The following is an 18,054-nucleotide window of genomic DNA, read 5'->3' as shown; positions in this document are numbered from 1 at the left end:
CGCAGAGCCATAAAAGGTAGGCACTATCATACCTTTTGTCGCTGGATACGGGGCAACTTTTGGCTCAGGAGCAAGAATGTAAAACCACGTCTCCTCGACCGATCACAACCCTCGGGGTCAGGTCCGACATTCGGACACAAGCTCGGCCGTATCATGGAAATACGGTTGTGAGCGTGTCCGAATGTCGGACCTGACCCCGGGGTGGGGTTAGCGGTCGGGGACGCTAAACCAGCTGGTGGCGCTGTGGCCGCCCGGCTCGCGGCGGGTGTTGGTGAGCGCGCCGGCGGCGCCCTGCAGACCTTGCCCGGTGTGGTATTGCTTGAGCGCGTCCGTCAGCGCTTGCACGCTGTTTTCGGCGCCCGCCCCGGTGGCTTTCAATGCGGTCAGCTGTTGCGTTTGTGCCGCATTGTCGATACCGGTTGTTGCCGGATTGGCAGCGGTGAAGCTCGACAGCGCGCTGCTCAGGCCACTGACTTGCTGTTGCAAAGAGGCAGCTGGTGTTGCCGATTCTGCCTGTTTTTGCGCCAGGAACCAGACGTCGGCGCTGTCGTGCACCTTGCCGTCGGTGCCGGTGTAGCTCGATGTCAGGCCGATCACGTTGCCGTTTTGCTGCGTCAGCGCGTTGCTGGCGCCGGTGGCGATCGTGGCGATGCCCAACTGCCCCAAGGTCTTGAGCTCGCCGGCCTGGCTGACGCCGTCCGAGTTGCCGTCGACCCAGACGCGCAGCGCGCCGAAGGCCTCGTCGGTATCGCTGATATGGCCGTCGCCGTTACTGTCGAGCGCGGCCAGCGCGGCGTAGCCGTCGGCGGCTTTGGTGCCGTCGGCCAGGGCCGTGGCGCTGCCGAACAGCTCGCCGCCGTCGTTGATGACGCCGTCGCCGTTGCGGTCCAGGGCCAGCAGGCCGTCCTTGTTGTCGACCCAGCCGGTGTTGACGGCCTGGCCGTCGCCGCGGATGTCGAACTGGACGCCCGCCGCGATGCTCAGCGTGCGCACGCCGTTGCCATCCAGATCCAGCACCAGCGGCGTCGCGTAGTTGACCGACGCGGCGTTGAGCGCCATCGTTTGCGTGACCGACATGGCCGCCACCTGGGCGCCGGTGAGGGCGTCCGCCTGCGCGATGCTGAGCGCGGTCAGGTTGGCCGTGGTCAGCGACGGGATCTGCCCCGCCGTGAACGCGGCGATCTGGTCGGTGGTGAAGACTTGCAACTGGCTCGCTTTGAGGCCGGCCACCTGCGTGTTGGTCAGGCCGGCGATCTGCGTGGTCGACAGGTAGCCGATCTGCGTCACCGTCAGCGAGCCGAGCTGGCTCGTGGTCCAGGCCGCCAGTTGCGTCGGCGTGAAGGCGTTGATCTGGTCGATCGTCAGCGCGGCGATCTGGGTATTCTTCAGCGCGCCCATCTGCAAGGTCGTCAGCGCGGCCGCCTGGGTGCTGGTCAGCGCGTTCAGTTGCGTCGACGTCATCGTCTGGATTTGCGCCGTGGTCAGCGACTGCAACTGGTTGGTGTCGAAGGCGGCGACCTGGTCGACCGTCAGTGCGGTGACCTGGCTCAGCTTGATGCTGGCCACTTGCTCCGTGGTGAGGGCCTGGATCTGGCCGTTCGAGAGCGACGACAGCTGCGTGGTGTTGAGGTAGCCGATCTGTGCGGTACGCAAGGCGCTGATCTGGCTGGTGCTCATGGCGAACAGCTGGTCGGCCGTCATCGCACCGAGCTGGGCGCTGGTGAGCGCCTGCACCTGGGCCGTGTTCAGCCCCGGCAATTGCGTGACGTCGAGGCTGGCAACTTGCAAGGTGCCCAGCGCGGCGACGTTGGCCGTGGCGAGCGCGCCGATCTGGATGGTCGACAGCGCGATCACCGCATTGACGCTGAGCGAGGCCGCCTGCGCCGTGCTCAGCGCGCCGAGCTGGTCAGTGCTGAAGACGGTGATCTGCACGCCGTCGATGGCGGCGATCTGTGCCGTTTTCAGGCCGCGCACCTGGTTGGTGGTCAGCGCCACGGTCTGGTCGGTGCTAAGGCCGATAAATTGGCCGGCCGTCAATGCGGCGACGTCCTGCGTGTCGAGCGCTGCGACCTGATCGGTGCTCAGCGCGGCCAGTTGGTCGGCCGTCAGCCACTGCATCTGCGCGGTGGACAGGCCGGTCATTTGCGCCGTGGCCAGCGCGGCGATCTGATCGGTGCTCAAGTTGCTGGCCTGGGCGGTGGTCAGAGCGGCGATCTGGGTGGTGCCCAGCGCCCGGATCTGATCGGTGGTCAAGGCCAGCAGATTGTCGACGGTCAGGCCGTAAGCCAGCTGGGCGGTGCTCAGCGCGGCGATGTGGGCGACGTCGAGCGCGGCTACCTGTGCCGTTTGCAGGCCGTTGGCCAGTTGGCTGGTGTTGAAGGCGGCCAGTTGCGCCAGGGTCAGCGAATTGAGCTGTCCGACGGCCAGCGCGGCGACCTGCACCGTGTTGATGGCGGCGATCTGACGCGTGCTCAGGACGACCAGGTCGTCCGTTTCCAGAGCGACGATCTGATCCGTGGTCAACGCGGTCACTTGTTGCGTGGTCAAGGTCGACGCTTGCGCCGTGCTCAGCGCAACGATCTGGTCCGTGGTCAGCGCCTGCACCTGGCTGCTGTTCAGCACCGACGTCTGCGCGGTGCGCAACGCGGTGAGCTGGTCGGTCGTCAGGGCGGCGATGCTGTCGCTGCTCAGGCCGTACACCAGTTGCGCGGTGGTCAGCGAGCTGACGTGGTCGGCGTCCAGCGCGGCCAGTTGGGCCGTGCTCAGGCCGTTGCTGATCTGGCTGGTGGTCAAGGCGGCCAGTTCGGTCGTGGTCAGGCCGTTGAGCTGATCGCTGTTCAGTACACCGATCTGGTCGCTGGTCAGAGCAACCATTTGACGCGTGGTGAAAGAGGACAGATCGGCCGTTTCCAGCGCGACGACCTGGGCGGTCGTCAGCGCGGCCACTTGTTGCGTGGTCAGGGTCGACGCCTGCGCGGTGCTCAGCGCAACGATCTGGTCGGTGGTCAGCGCCTGCACCTGGCTGCTGTTCAGCACCGACGTTTGCGCGGTACGCAGTGCGGTGAGCTGGTCGGTCGTCAGGGCGGCGATGCTGTCGCTGCTCAGGCCGTACACCAGTTGCGCGGTGGTCAGGGAGGTGACATGGTCGGCATCCAGCGCGATCAGTTGGGCCGTGCTCAGGCCGTTGCTGATCTGGCTGGTGGTCAGCGCCGCCAGTTGGGTCGTGGCAAGGCTATTGAGCTGGTCGCTGTTCAATACGCCGATCTGGTCGCTGGTGAGCGAGACGATCTGGCGCGTCGTGAACGACGACAAATCAGCCGTTTCCAGCGCGACGACCTGGGCGGTCGTCAGCGCGGCCACTTGTTGCGTGGTCAGGGTCGACGCCTGCGCGGTGCTCAGCGCAACGATCTGGTCGGTGGTCAGCGCCTGCACCTGGCTGCTGTTCAGCACAGAGGTTTGCGCGGTGCGCAACGCCACAAGCTGGTCGGTTGTCAGGGCGGTTATGCTGTCGCTGCTCAGGCCGTACACGAGTTGCGCGGTGGTCAGGGAACTGACGTGGTCGGCATCCAGTGCGATCAGTTGGGCCGTGCTCAGGCCGCTGCTGATCTGGCTGGTGGTCAGCGCGGCCAGTTCGGTGGTGGTCAGGCCGTTGAGCTGATCGCTGTTCAGTACACCGATCTGGTCGCTGGTCAACGCAACCATCTGGCGGGTGGTGAAGGATGACAGGTCGGCCGTTTCCAGCGCGGCGACCTGCGCGGTCGTCAGCGCGGCGACTTGTTGCGTGGTCAGCGTTGATGCCTGCGCGGTGCTCAGCGCGACGATCTGGTCGGTGGCCAGTGCCTGCACCTGGCTGCTGTTCAGCACCGAGGTTTGCGCGGTACGCAATGCGGCGAGCTGGTCGGTCGTCAGCGCGGCGATGCTGTCGCTGCTGAGGCCGTACACCAGTTGCGCGGTGGTCAGGGAACTGACGTGGTCGGCGTCCAGGCCAGCCAGTTGTGTCGTGCTCAGGCCGTTGCTGATCTGGCTGGTGGTCAGCGCCGCCAGTTGGGCCGTGGCAAGGCTATTGAGCTGGTCGCTGTTCAATACGCCGATCTGGTCGCTGGTGAGCGAGACGAGCTGGCGCGTTGTGAACGAGGACAGGTCGGCCGTTTCCAGCGCCACGACCTGCGTCGTCGTCAGCGCGGCCACTTGTTGCGTGGTCAGCGTCGACGCTTGCGCGGTGCTCAGCGCGACGATCTGGTCGGTGGTCAGCGCCTGCACCTGGCTGCTGTTCAGCACAGAGGTTTGCGCGGTGCGCAGCGCCACAAGCTGGTCGGTGGTCAGGGCGGCGATGCTGCCGCTGCTCAGGCCATAGACCAGTTGCGCGGTGGTCAGGGAGCTGACGTGGTCAGCGTCCAGCGCGGCCAGTTGGGCGGTACTCAGGCCGTTGCTGATCTGGCTGGTGGTCAAGGCGGCCAGTTCGGTCGTGGTCAGGCCGTTGAGCTGGTCGCTGTTCAGTACACCGATCTGGTCGCTGGTCAACGCGACCATCTGGCGCGTCGTGAACGAGGACAGGTCGGCCGTTTCCAACGCGACGACCTGGGCGGTCGTCAGCGCGGCCACTTGTTGCGTGGTCAGGGTCGACGCCTGCGCGGTGCTCAGTGCCACGATCTGGTCGGTGGTCAGCGCCTGCACCTGGCTGCTGTTCAGCACCGAGGTTTGCGCGGTGCGCAGCGCCGCAAGCTGGTCGGTCGTCAGGGCGGCGATGCTGTCGCTGCTCAGGCCATACACCAGTTGCGCGGTGGTCAGGGAGCTGACGTGGTCGGCGTCCAAGGTCACCAGCTGGGCCGTGCTCAGGCCGCTGCTGATCTGGCTGGTGGTCAGCGCGGCCAGTTCGGTCGTGGTCATTCCGTTGAGCTGATCGCTGTTCAGTACGCGAATCTGGTCGCTGGTCAGGGCGACGATCTGGCGCGTGGTGAACGACGACAGGTCGGCCGTTTCCAGCGCGACGATCTGGGCCGTCGTTAGCGCCGCCACCTGTTTGGTGGCCAGCGATGCCGCCTGTTCGGTGGTCAACGCGGCGATCTGGTCGGTATTGAGGCCGGCGGCGATCTGGTCGGTGGTCAGCGCGGTGAGCTGCGCCGTGGCCAGCGAGGCCAACTGGTCGGTCAGCAGCGCCTGCAACTGGTCGGTGCCCAGCACCGTCACTTGCGCGGTGGACAACGCGGCCAGGTCGACTGTCTCCAGCGCGGCCACCTGGTCGCTGACCAGCGCGTTCAGCTGCGTGCTGCCCAGCGCGCGGACCTGGGCGGTGGTCAGGGCGACGATCTGGTCGGTGGTCAGCGCGGCGAACTGCACCGCCTGCAGATTCTTGATGGCGCCGGTGTTGATCGCGGCGAACTGGTCGGTGTTGAGCGCGGCCAGCTGGGCGGTGTTCAGCGACGGCAGTTGGACCGAGGTCAGCACCGCGACATGGGCGGTTTCGAGCTGGCTCAATTGCAAGGTCGTCAGCGCGCCCAGCAGCTGCGTGGTCAGGCCGGTGACAGCGCTGGTCGACAGCGCGTTGAGCTGTGCGGCGGTCAGCGCGCCGATCTGGTCGGTGTTGAAGGCGGCCAGCTGGTTGCTGTGCAGGGCGACGAAGTCCATCGTGCTCAGCGCGGCGATCTGATCGGTGCTGAGCACGCTGATCTGCGCGGTGCTCAGAACGCCGACCTGGGCCGTGCCCAGCGCCATGATCTGGTCGGTGTTCAAGGCGGCGATCTGAGCGGTGCTCAGGCCGCCGATTTGCGCGGTGCCCAGGGTACTAACCAGGTCGGTTGTCAGCGCGGCGACGTTGGCGGTGGTCAGGGCGGCGATTTGCGCCGTCTTGAGCACGGCGAAGTCGGCAGTCTCCAGCGCGTTGAGCTGGTCGCTGCCGAGCGCGGCGACTTGTGCGGTGCTCAGCGCGGCCGTCTGCACGCTGCTCAGCGCGACGATCTGGTCGGTCGTGATCGCGGCGAACTGGGCGCTGTTGAGTGCGCCCAGTTGTGCGCTGGACAGGGTGGCGAAGTTGTCGGTGCCGATGGCGGCGATCTGGTCGCTGCCGAGCACACCCAATTGGCGGGTGGCCAGGTTATCCACTTGCAAGGTGGTCAACGCCGCGATCTGGTCCGTGGTCAGCGAGACCGCCTGCGCCGACGTCAGCGCGTCGAGCTGGGCGGTGGTCAGGTTTTGCAGCTGGTCGATGGTCAGCGCGGTCAACTGGACGGTGGTCAGCGCTTGCACCTGCGACGTTTTGAGCGCTTGCAGGTCGTCGGTGGCGATCGCCCGCACCTGGTCGGTACCAAGCGCGACCAGCTGGTTGCTGGTCAGCGCGGCGACTTGCGCGGTGGTCAGGTTGTCGATCTGGGTCAGGCCGAGCTGGCTGACCTGCAAGGTGCCCAGCGCGGCGATCTGGTTGCTGACCAGCGCGGCCAGGTCTTCCAGTTCCATCGCGTTCAGCTGGGAAGTGTTCAGCGCGGCGATCTGGGCGGTCGCCAGCTGGGCGACTTGCCGCGTCGTCAGCTGGATGATCTGGTCGTTGCTCAGCGATTGGAACTGGTCCGTGGTCAGCGCGTTGAGCTGCGCCGAACCCAGGCTTTGCCACTGGTCGGCCAGCAGCGCGTTGAGCTGGTCGGTGGCCAGCGCGGCGATTTGGGCGGACTTTAGGGCCAGCAATTCGTCGGTGGTCAGCGCCTGGATTTGTGTCGTGGTCAGCGCCAGCAACTGGTTGGTGCTCAGCGCCTGGGTCTGCGCGGTGGTCAGCGCGGCGACGCGGTCGAGGGTCAGCGACTGGATTTGCTCGGTGCCCAGCGCGGCGATCTGCGCGGTCTTGAGCGCGGCCAGGTCTTCCAGTTCGATGGCGCCCAGTTGCTGCGTGCTGAGGGCGGCCACTTGCGCCGTGGCCAGCAGCGCGTACTGTTGCGTGGTCAGCTGAATGATCTGGTCGGCGGTCAGCGAGCGCAATTGCGTGCTGCTGAGTGCGTTGAGCTGGCCCGAGCTCAGGACCTGCACCTGGTCGATGACGAGGGCGGCGAGCTGGTCGCTGCTGAGCGCGGCGATTTGCACGGTTTTGAGCGATAGTACCTCGCCGGTGGTCAGCGCCTGCATTTGCGCGGTGGTCAGCGCGGCGATCTGGGCGGTCGCCAAGCTGCCGAGCTGCGCGGTGGTCAGCGACATGATCTGGTCGTTGGTCAGCTGGGCGATGCGTTCGGTGGTCAGCGCGGCCAGCTGCGGGACGTTCAACCGGGCCAGGTCTTCCAGCTCGATCGCGCGCAACTGGTCGCTGCTCAAGGCGGCGACGCCGGCGGTGCTGATGCTGCCGATCTGGCGCGTGGTCAGCGCCGCGATCTGGTCGGTGCTCAGCGCGGCGACTTGGTCCGTGGTCAGGCCGGCGATCTGGTTCTGGGTCAGGGCCTGGATCTGGTCGGTGCTCAGGTAGCTCAGGCCGCCGATGGCGGTCAATTGCGCGGCGCTCAGGGCGGCGAAATCTTCCGAGCTCAGCGCGTGGATCTGGTCCGAGCTCAGCGACGACAGCTGGCTGGTCGACATCGCGGCGACCTGGCCGCTGGTCAGCGCGGTGACCTGGTCGGTGCTCAGTTGCGCGACATGGGCGGTGCTGAACGCGGTGATCTGCGCGGTCTTGAGCGCGGTGATTTCCGCAGTGTTGAGCGCGGACAGTTGATTGCTGGTCAGGCTGGCGATCTGGCCGGTGGCCAGCGCGGCGACCTGCTGCGTGGTCAGCGACGTGATCTGCGCGGTCAACAGGCTCTGGAACTGAGAAGTGCTCAGCGACGCCAGCTGCGCGGCGGTCATGCCCTGCAGCTGGTCGGTGGAGATCGCGCCGAGCTGGGCGCTGTTAAACGCCTGCAGTTGTGCGGTCCGCAACGCGGCCAGGTCGCGCGTCTCCAGCGCGACGATCTGGTCGGTGATCAGGGCGGCAACTTGCTGGCTGGTCAGGTTGGCCACTTGCGTGACGGTCAGGCCGGCGATCTGGTCGCTGTTGAGCAGCACGAACTGGTCGGTGCTGAGCGCCGCCACTTGCTGGGTCTTGAACGCGGCCAGGTCTTGCGTTTCCAGCGCGGCCAGTTGGCCGGAGGTCAGCGCGTGCACCTGGTCGGTGGTCAAGTTGCCCGCTTGCAGGCTGCTCAGCGCGACGATCTGGTCGCTGCCGAGCGCGCGGATCTGGGCGCTGGTGAGCACCGCCATCTGGGCGGCGGTCATCGAGCGGAACTGGTCGCTGGTCAGCGCGCCGACCTGGCCGGTGGTCAGCGCCAGCACTTGTGCGGTTCTCAGCGCGGCGATGTCGCCGGTGGCGAAAGTTTGCAACTGGTCGGTGCCGAGCGCGACCAACTGGCCGGTGCCCAGGCCCGCGACCTGGATGCTGGTCAGGGCGGCCGCCTGCGCGGTGCTCAAATTGGCGAAAAGGCCCGTGCCCAGCGCGGCGATTTGCAACGTTCTCAGGGCGGCGAAGTCCTGGCTTTCCAGCGCGTTGAGTTGGTTGCTGCCGATTGCTGCAACTTGCTGCGTGGACAGACTGGTCACTTGCGCGGTGGTCAGCGCGATCAGCTGGTCGCTGTTGAGGGCGGCGATCTGCGCGGTTTTGACGGCCGCGATTTGCGCCGTCTTCATCAGTGCCAGCACGTCGGTGCCCAAGGCCAGCAATTGCTCGCTGCTCAGCAAAGCGACTTGCGCGGTGGACAGGCTGGTCACTTGCGCGGTGTTCAGCGCGGCGATTTGCGTGCTGTTCAGCGATTGCAACTGCGCGCTGCCCAAGCCGTTCAGCTGGAGGCTGGTCAGCGCCTGCATCTGGTCGGCGCTCAGCGCGTTCAGGTTGGCCGTGCTCAGGCCGGCCAGTTGCGCGGTCCTCAGCGCGGCCAGGTCGCGCGTTTCCATCGCGGCGATCTGCTCGCTCGTCAGCGCCTGCAACTGACGCGTGCCCAGGTGGGCGACCTGCAAGGTGGTCAGCGCGGCAATTTGGTCAGTGCTCAACAGGTTGATTTGATCGGTGTCCAGCGCGGCCAGTTGTGCCGTTTTCAGCGCGGCCAGATCGGCGGTCTCGAGCGCGAGCAATTGGTTGCTCGACAGGACGGCCATCTGCGCGGTGCCGAGGTTGCTCGCTTGCGCGGTGGTCAGCGCGGCGATCTGGTCGGTCGTCAGCGCGGCCATCTGCTTGCTGGTCAGCGCGGCGATCTGATGGGTTTTCAGCGCTTGCAGCTGATCGGTGGTCAGCGCCGCGACGCTGGACGTGCCGAGGCCGGTGATTTGTTGCGTCTTGAGCGCGACCAAATCCTGCGTTTCCATCGCGACCAACTGGTCGGTCGACAGCAGCGCCAGTTGCTGGGTGGACAGTGCGCCGGCCTGCGCCGTGGTCAGCGCGACGATCTGGTCGGTGGTGACGGCGGCGAGCTGGTTCGAGCTCAGCGCGTTCAACTGCGACGTTCTGAGCGCGGCCCAGTCCGCGGTGGTCAGCACGGCGATTTGCGCGGTCAGCAGGTAGCCGATCTGGGCGGTGCTGAAGGCATTGACTTGCGCGGTGGTCAGCGCGCCCAGCTGGGCCGAGTTCAACACGTGGATCTGGTCCGAGCTTAACTGCGCGATCTGTGCGGTTTGCAGTCCGGCGACCTGATTGGTGGTCAGGGTGGCGATGGCTTTGGTGCCCAGGCTAAGCAACTGGCTGGTTTTGAGCGCGGCGAAGTCCTGCGTTTCCATCGCGGTCAACTGGTCGGTGGTGAGCGCTTGCAACTGGGGGCCCGTCAGCGCGGCGGCCTGGGCGGTCGTCAGCGCGACGATCAGGTCGGTGTTCAGGGCGGCCACCTGGGCCGGCGTCAACGCGGCGATCTGCGCCGTTTTCAGGATGGCGAAGTCGATCGTTTGCAGCGCGTTGAGCTGGTCGGTCGACAGGGCGGCGATGGCGCGGGTGCCGAGCGCTGCGGTCTGGGCGGTCGTCATCGCGACGATTTGATCTGTCGTCAGCGCGGCGAGCTGGCCGTTGGTGAAGTTGCTCAACTGGGTGCTGGCCAGCGCGGCGAACTGGGTCGTCGTCAAGGCGGCGACCGCGTTGCTCGACAACGCGGCGGCTTGTTGCGTTTTGAGCGCGACCAGGTCCCGCGTTTCCATCGCGACCAACTGTTCGCTCGACAGGTGCGCCAGTTGTTGGGTGGACAGCGCGCCGGTTTGCGCCGTGGTCAGCGCGACGATCTGGTCGGTGGTGACGGCGGCGAGCTGGCTGGCGCTCAGCGCGTTCAACTGCGACGATTTGAGCGCAGCCCAGTCGGCGGTGGTCAGCACGGCGATTTGCGCGGTCAGCAGGTAGCCGATCTGGGCGGTGCTGAAGGCGTTGACCTGCGCGGTGGTCAGCGCGCCCAGCTGGGCCGAGTTCAAGACCTGGATCTGGTCCGAGCTCAACTGCGCGATTTGCGCGGTTTGCAGCCCGGCGACCTGGTTGGCGGTCAAGGTGGCGATGGCTTTGGTGCCCAGGCTGAGTAACTGGCTGGTTTTGAGCGCGGCGAAGTCCCGTGTTTCCATCGCCGCGAGCTGGTCGGTGGTGAGCGCTTGCAACTGGGGGCCGGTCAAGGCGGCGGCTTGTTGGGTCGTCAGCGCGACGATCAGGTCGGTGTTGAGCGCGGCCACCCGGGACGGGGTCAGGGCGGCGATCTGCGCCGTTTTCAGCGTGGCGAAGTCGACCGTTTGCAGCGCGTTGAGCTGATCGGTCGACAGGGCGGCGATGGCACGGGTGCCCAGCGCACCGGTCTGGGCGGTCGTCATCGCGACGATTTGGTCGGTCGTCAGCGCGGCCAGCTGGCCGTTGGTGAAGTTGCTCAGTTGGGTGCTGGCCAGCGCGGCGAGCTGGGTTGTCGTCAAGGCGGCGACGGCATTGCTCGACAAGGCGGCGGCTTGTTGCGACTTGAGCGCCACCAAGTCCTGGGTTTCCATCGCCACCAGCTGGTCGGTCGACAGCAGTGCCAGTTGTTGGGTGGACAGCGCGCCGGTTTGCGCCGTGGTCAGCGCGAAGATCTGGTCGGTGGTGACGGCGGCGAGCTGGTTCGCGCTCAGCGCGTTCAACTGCGACGATTTGAGCGTGGCCCAGTCGGCGGTGGTCAGCACGGCGATTTGCGCGGTCAGCAGGTAGCCGATCTGGGCGGTGCTGAAGGCGTTGACCTGCGCGGTGGTCAGCGCGCCCAGTTGGGCCGAGTTCAAGACCTGGATCTGGTCCGAGCTCAACTGCGCGATTTGCGCGGTTTGCAGTGCGGCGACCTGGTTGGCTGTCAAGGTGGCGATGGCTTTGGTGCCCAGACTGAGCAACTGGCTGGTCTTGAGCGCGGCGAAGTCCCGTGTTTCCATCGCCGCGAGCTGGTCGGTGGTGAGCGCCTGCAACTGGGCGCCGGTCAAAGCGGCGGCCTGTTGGGTCGTGAGCGCGACGATCAGGTCGGTGTTGAGTGCGGCCACCTGGGACGGAGTCAGGGCGGCGATCTGCGCGGTCTTCAGCGCGGCGAAGTCGACCGTTTGCAGCGCGTTAAGCTGGTCGGTCGACAGGGCGGCGATGGCGCGCGTGCTCAGCGCGGCGGTTTGGGCGGTCGTCATCGCGACGATCTGGTCGGTCGTGAGCGCGGCGAGCTGGCCGTTGGTGAAGTTGCTCAGCTGCGTGGTGGCCAGCGCGGCGAGCTGGGTTGTCGTCAAGGCGGCGACGGCGTTGCTCGACAGTGCGGCGGCTTGCTGCGACTTGAGCGCCACCAGGTCCCGGGTTTCCATCGCGGCGATCTGGTCGCTGTTGAGCGTGGCGATCTGCTGCGTCAGCAGCGATGCCGTTTGCAGCGAGGTCAGGCCCGCGACCTGGTCCGTGGTCAGCGCGCCGAACTGCGCGGTGCCCATGGCGGCGAGCTGGCTGGTTGTCATGACGGCCAGGTCGCGTGTTTCGATGGCGGCGACCTGGTCGCTGCCGAGGGCGCCGATCTGGCTGCTGGTCAGCGCGCCGGCCTGGCCGGTGGTCAGGCCGATGACCTGGTCGGTGCCGAGGACGGCGATTTGCCGGGACGACAGCGCGGCGACCTGGGCGGTGGTGAGCGCGGCGACCAGGGCGGCGTCCAGCGCGGCGATATTGGCGGTGCTCAGGCCGGCCAGTTGCTGCGTGCGCAACGCGGCCAGGTCTTGCGTTTCCATGGCGTTGAGCTGGTCGCTTGACAAGGCCGACAGCTGCAGCGAGCTCAGGGCGTTGGCTTGCGCGGTTTTCAACGCGACGATCTGGTCGGTGTCGAGCGCGGCGATCAGGCCGGTGCCCATCGCGGCGAGTTGCTGGGTCTTGAGCGAGGCCAGGTTGGCGGTGCTGAGCGCGCTCAGCTGCAAGGTCGACAATGCCGCCATGTTCTGCGTGCTCAGACCGTTGGCCTGGGCGGTACCCAGCGCGGCGATCTGGTCGGTGTCGAGCGCGGCCAGTTGCGCCGTTTTGAGCGCGGCGATCTGCGCCGTCGTCATCGCGGCCACCTGCTGGGTGCCGAGCGCGGCGATGCCTTGGGTCGAGATCGCGGCGATCTGATGGGTGCGTAGCGCGGCCAGGTCCTGTGTTTCCAACGCGGCAAGCAGCGCCGTGCCCAGCGACGCCACTTGCGCCGTGGTCAGGCCGGCCGCGTGCGCGGTGGTCAACGCGGCGATCTGGTCGGCGGTCAGCGCGTTGAGCTGCGCGGTCGAGAAGGCGGCGACCTGCGCCGTTTTCATGGCGGCGATGTCGCGTGTCTCGATCGCGGCGACTTGCTCCGAGGTCAGCACGATGATTTGCGCGGTGGTCAGCGCGGCCACTTGCTGGGTGCTCAGCGCGGCGATCTGGTCGGTGCTCAGGGCGCGCAGCTGGCCGCTGCGCATCGCGGCCACCTGGGCGGTCGTCAGCGCGGCGATCTGGTCGGTGCTGAGGACGCTGGTGGTGGCGGTGCCGAGCGCGTTCAGCTGCTGGCTCTTGAGCGTGGCGAAGTCCTGGGTTTCCATCGCGGCCAGCTGGGCGCTACTCATCTGGCCCAGTTGCAGCGTGGTCAGCGCGGCGGTTTGCGCGGTCGTCAGCGCGACGATCTGGTCGGTGCTGAGCGCGGCGAATTGCTTGGTGGTCAGCGCGGCGATCTGCGCGGTTTTGAGCGAGGCGAAGCCGGCGGTGCCGAGGGCGGCCAGTTGATCGCTGGCGAGGGCGCCGATCTGCACGGTCGACAGGTTGCTGCTTTGCGCGGTGCGCAGCGCGGCCATCTGGTCGGTGGTCAGCGCGCCCAGCGCGGCGGTGCCGAGCGAGACCAGCTGCTGCGTGGTCATGGCGCTGATGTCGTCGGTGTCGATGCTGGCCAGCTGGGCGGTGCTCAGCGCGGCCAGTTGACGGGTTTGCAGGGCGGCCGTCTGGCTGGAGGTCAACGCGACGATCTGGGCGGTGCCGAGCGCGCGCAGCTGCGCCGTGTTCAGCGCGACCACCTGGCGCGTTTGCAGCGCGGCGATGTCTTCGGCCTCGACCAGCGCGATTTGCGCGGTCGTCAGCGCGGCGACCTGGACCGTGGCCAGCGCGGCGAACTGTTCGGTGGTCAAGCCATGGACCAGCTGATCGTTCGTCAGGCTGATCATTTGCCCGGTCGTCAGCGCCTGGATTTGTTTGGTGGTGAAGCCTTGGCCGATCTGGTCGGTGCTGAGCACGCGCAGATTCTGGGTCGATAGCGCCCGTAGCTGGGTGGTCCCGATCGCGGCCAATTGCGAGGTCGACAACACGGTCATATGCGTAGTCGTGAGCAAGGCAATTTCCGCAGTCGTCAGCAGCGCCATTTGGCTCGGTTGCAGGCTGACGATTTGGTCGGTGGTGAATCCAGGTACTATCGATGGCATAATTTAATCTCCTGACGGAAATATATCTTACCGGCAATTGATCTCATTGAGGGAAAAGACGCCGAAAAGCCTTGTAAATCTTGGTCTAAAAACAAGGGCTTGGCGTTGCTTCTGTCATCAGCTTGTCAAGACGATGTGCCAGGCAAAAGAAGCAAATAAGAAACACTGTAAGATAAGGGTTCGCGCGTAACCTTTTTCCTTCCCTCTATGCTGCTCACGCCCGCCACTTTTATTCCGCTCATCAATCCCGAACAGCACGACCGTGCGCTCACTTTCGTGTTCCATCGCGGGGAGTTGCTATTGCACAACGCTACTTTGGGTTTGCCGGACCCTGATACGGTCGCTGCGCTCGATTTACCGGTCGAACGCGTACATTCGCTGGGGAAATGGGAAGGGCGTTACTATCAATTGGCATGGCTGGACCAGCCGCTGCCGGTGGATGCGGAGCACGGTTACCATGGGCTGCGCTCGCTGTTCGGCGCGGTCGACGATGGCTTTCTGGGGTTGGCGGGCAGGGCGTTCCAATTGGCCGAGTGGGCGCGCACGCATCGCTTTTGCGGCGCCTGCGGCACGCCGACGCAGCGGCTCACCGGCGAGCGCTGCTACAAATGCCTGAACTGCGGCATGACCGCGTATCCGCGCATCTCGCCGGCGATGATGGTGCTGATCCGCAAGGGCGACTCGGTGCTGCTGGCGATGCACACAAACTCGCCGGCCAAGCGTTACACGGCGCTGGCCGGATTCCTGGAGGCGGGCGAATCGATCGAGGAGGCCATCCACCGCGAAGTCTTCGAGGAGGTCGGGCTGCGCGTGCACAACCTGCGGTACTTCGGCAGCCAGTCGTGGCCGTTCCCGCACTCGCTGATGATCGCCTACACGGCCGACTATCTTGACGGCGAGATCCGCGTCGATCAAACGGAGATTTCCGACGCGCGCTGGTTCGGGCCGAACGATGTCTGGCCCGATTCGCCGGTGACCGTGTCGATCGCGGCCAAATTATTGAATGCCCACCGTCCAAAAGCATGAGCATAGAATGGAATGAAGTCCGGCAAGCCGGCGAACTGGAGGCCGCGTTCGCGCTGGCGCGCTCGCAACATCGTCCGCTGTTCCTGTACTGGGGCGCGGTGTGGTGCCCGCCGTGCAACCGCGTCAAATCCGAAATCTTCGCGCGCGACGAGTTCGTCCGGCGTTCGGCGTCGGTGTTGTGCTGCCACCTCGACGGCGACAGTCCCGGCGCGCAGGCGCTGGCCGCGCGTTACGGGCTGCGCAGCTATCCGACCCTGGTGCTGTTCGCGCCCGACGGGCCGAGATCACGCGCCTGCCGTGCGAGCTCGACGGCGAACTGTTCGTCAGTGCTTTCGACAAGGCGCTGGCCGTGCATGCGTCCGGTTCCAGCGCCGCCGTCGCGCTGGAGGCGGCGCTGTCCGGCGCGCGCAAGCTCGGCGCGAACGAGTGGTCGTTGCTGAGCCATTATTCCTGGGATACGGACGAAGGTCGTTTGCTGGGCGGACGTGATCTCGCCGCGACCTTGCTGGCGCTGGTGCGCGTGTGCGACGATGCCGATGCGGCCGCGCGCCTGGGCCTGCATGCGCAACTGGCCGCCGCAGGCAAGGGCGTTGACGCGGCGGCCAACGCCGATGCATTGATGGCGGTGTTTTCGGATGCGCGCCTGGCGCGCGCCAACATGGACATCATCACTAACAGCGGCGTCAACCTGATCAAGTTCGCCAGCCGGCGCGAGGAACTGGCCGCCGTGCTCAGCGGCGCGGCCGCGCAATGGGCCGACGATTTCTGGCTCGGCGCGCCGGACCGCCTGGCGGCAGTGCGGCTGCAAATGCGGTTGACGCGCTTGCTCACATCGACGCAGGGATTGCAGGAGCAAGTGCGCGATCGCGTGGAAGCCGCTCTGGCGGAATCGACCGATCCATATGAGCGGCACACCTTGCTCAACACTGCGGTCAGCGCGTTGAACGATGCCGGCTTGGGCGTGCAAGCGGAGCAGGTGTTGCTGGCGGAGTTGCCGCGTTCACACTCGCCCTACTATTTCATGCTGAGCCTGGCGACGGCCGCGAAGCGGCGCGGCGACATGGCGGCCGCGGTCGATTGGCATGAAAAGGCATGGAACGCGGCGACCGGTCCGGCGACGCGATTGCAGTGGGGCGTGACGTATCTAAATAGTCTGATCGAATTATCGCCGCAGGACACCACGCGCATCGATCAAGCCGAGCAAGGCTTGCGGGCCGATATCGCCGCAGCCGGCGCCGACGCCTTCGAGCAGCGCAACCTGGCGCAGCTACAAAAACTGCGCGATAAGAAATGGCTCGCAGGACAATAAACCGGTTGAATCACGGGAACCACGAAAACCACTGAAACACGTAGGGCGGATTAGCGAAGCGTAATCCGCCAATGCATGCGTTTCGACGGCTCACGCATTGGCGGATTACGGCGTTCCGCCTAATCCGCCCTACGTGGTTGCAAGGTTAATCGCGGTCATCGGCCCGACTTGCGACGGAATTCGGCATTCGGCTTCCATTGCGGTACGTCTCTGTTTTGGGCGATGTGGTAGCCGGTCTGGAATAACAGGGCGATGTCCTCCACCGTGCCGCGTGTGTCCCACTTGGGATCGATCACGTCGTTGACCGTGTGGTATTGCTGCGTGCTGTAGCGCATGAGCTTTTCGCGGCCGTACGCGGCCGGCTTGCCGATGAAGTCGAGACTGTCGCTGAGATACACCACCGGTACGCCGGCCTTGGCGAATTCGATCTGGTCGCCACGGTAGAAATTGCCGTATTCGCCGTTGCTGTCCGGACGCACGGCCCGGCCCTGGCCGCGCGCGACCTTGACGACCACGTCGTCCGCCGTCGATTGGCCCATGCCGCGCAATTCCACCGTGCGCGTGCGGCCCCAGACGTTCATGCCCTGCAGGTTGATGTTGACCAGCGTTTTGTCGATCGGATACAGCGGATTGCGCGTGTAGTATTTGGCGCCCAGCTGGCCACGCTCCTTGCCTGTGGTCGCCAGAAACACGATGGTGCGCTTGGGGGCGACCGGCAACGCTTTGTAGGCCTTGGCGATCTCCAGCAAGGTGGCGACGCCGGCGGCGTTGTCGAGCGCGCCGTGGAAGATCTGCTGCGTGCGCGGGCCCGGCAGGGTGTCGTCGATGCCGAAGTGGTCCCAGTGCGCGCTGTAGACAATGACTTCGTTCTTCAACTGCGGGTCGGACCCGGCGATCTTCGCCACGACATTGTGCGAGGTGATTTCGCGCCACGCGTTGAGCTCGCTCACATTGAGCTTGACGCCCAGCGGCACCGGCTTGAAGTCGCGCGATAGCGCCTGCTTTTTCAGCGCTTCGAAGTCGTAGCCGCCGGCCTTGAAGACGTCGCGCGCGCGGTCGATCTGCAGCCAACCGGGCACGGCCGGAAAGTCCGGGTCCGGCGCCTTGTCGAAGATGGCGAAGTTCTCCCGGCTCCAGCTGTTGCGCACGACCTCGTACGGGTAGGCGGCGGGCTTGGCTTCGTGCACGATCAGCGCGCCGGCCGCGCCCATCCTGGCGGCCATTTCATATTTGTAGGCCCAGCGGCCGTAGTAGGTCATAGCGGCGCCGCCGAACACGGCCGGGTCCAGCCGCTTGGGATGCTTGGGGTCCGGCAGCGGCGGGTCGTTGATCAGCATGACCAGGGTTTTGCCCTTCAGATCGGCGCCCTTGTAGTCGTCCCAACGATATTCCGGCGCCTGCACGCCGTAGCCGACGAACACCAGCTCGGAGTCGGTGACGTCGATTTGCCGCTCGGCACGCGCCGACCAGGCGACGTAGTCGTCGCCGAAAATGAGCTGCGTGACCGGTCCGTCCTTGGGGGTGTAGCTCATCGTCGGGTGGCTGGAGATGCCGACCGTGGGCACCTGCTGCAGATAGCTGCCGTCCGGATTGCCCGGCTCCAGGCCCAGCTTCCGGAACTGCTGCTGCAAATAGTCGATGGTGAGCTGCTCGCCGCGCGTGCCGGGCGCGCGGCCCTCGAAGTCGTCCGACGACAGCGCGGTGACGTGCTCAAGCCAGCTGGCGGCGTCGATCTGCTGCTGCGCGCTGTGCAGCATCCGGGCCGCCGACGGCGCGGCGGCAGCCTTGGCCGTGCCGGGCGCTTGGGGCGTGGCCGCAAGGCTGGCGCACGAAAAACCAGCCAGCAGCACCGTCGACAGGAGCAGTTTCATGAAAATAAC

At 66.1% G+C, this 18,054-nt stretch carries 5 protein-coding genes; 3 read left to right on the top strand and 2 right to left on the bottom strand.

Going from position 1 to position 18,054, the window contains the following annotated elements:
- Positions 1-207 precede the first annotated feature (207 nt).
- Positions 208-13,839, bottom strand: coding sequence for a hypothetical protein (locus NHH88_00225; GenBank protein USX14260.1), 13,632 nt, complete (start codon positions 13,837-13,839; stop codon positions 208-210).
- Positions 13,840-14,046: 207 nt separating this feature from the next.
- Here NHH88_00225 and nudC point away from each other — a divergent pair, with 207 nt between their 5' ends.
- From nudC to NHH88_00210, 3 genes are read left to right on the top strand one after another with little or no spacing between them, the layout of a single operon-like run.
- Positions 14,047-14,865 carry an NAD(+) diphosphatase gene (gene nudC / locus NHH88_00220; GenBank protein ID USX14259.1) on the top strand — a complete coding sequence of 273 codons (819 nt, stop codon included), beginning with the start codon at positions 14,047-14,049 and terminating at the stop codon, positions 14,863-14,865.
- Complete coding sequence (locus NHH88_00215) at positions 14,862-15,305, top strand: thioredoxin family protein (GenBank protein ID USX14258.1); 444 nt, start codon at positions 14,862-14,864, stop codon at positions 15,303-15,305. Before nudC ends, NHH88_00215 begins: the two co-directional genes overlap by 4 nt.
- The gene (locus NHH88_00210; protein ID USX14257.1) at positions 15,215-16,174 is read left to right on the top strand and encodes a thiol reductase thioredoxin; all 960 of its coding nucleotides are present in this window, start codon (positions 15,215-15,217) and stop codon (positions 16,172-16,174) included. The genes NHH88_00215 and NHH88_00210 overlap by 91 nt, the downstream gene beginning before the upstream one ends.
- Before the next feature lie 155 nt (positions 16,175-16,329).
- Here NHH88_00210 and NHH88_00205 read toward each other — a convergent pair whose 3' ends face one another.
- Entirely contained in the window at positions 16,330-18,045 is a 1,716-nt protein-coding gene (locus NHH88_00205; protein USX14256.1) for a M28 family peptidase, read from the bottom strand.
- Positions 18,046-18,054: the final 9 nt, after the last annotated feature.

Source organism: Oxalobacteraceae bacterium OTU3CAMAD1, from assembly GCA_024123915.1.
Taxonomy (GTDB): domain Bacteria; phylum Pseudomonadota; class Gammaproteobacteria; order Burkholderiales; family Burkholderiaceae_D; genus Rugamonas.
This window is presented reverse-complemented; position numbering and strand designations above follow the sequence as displayed.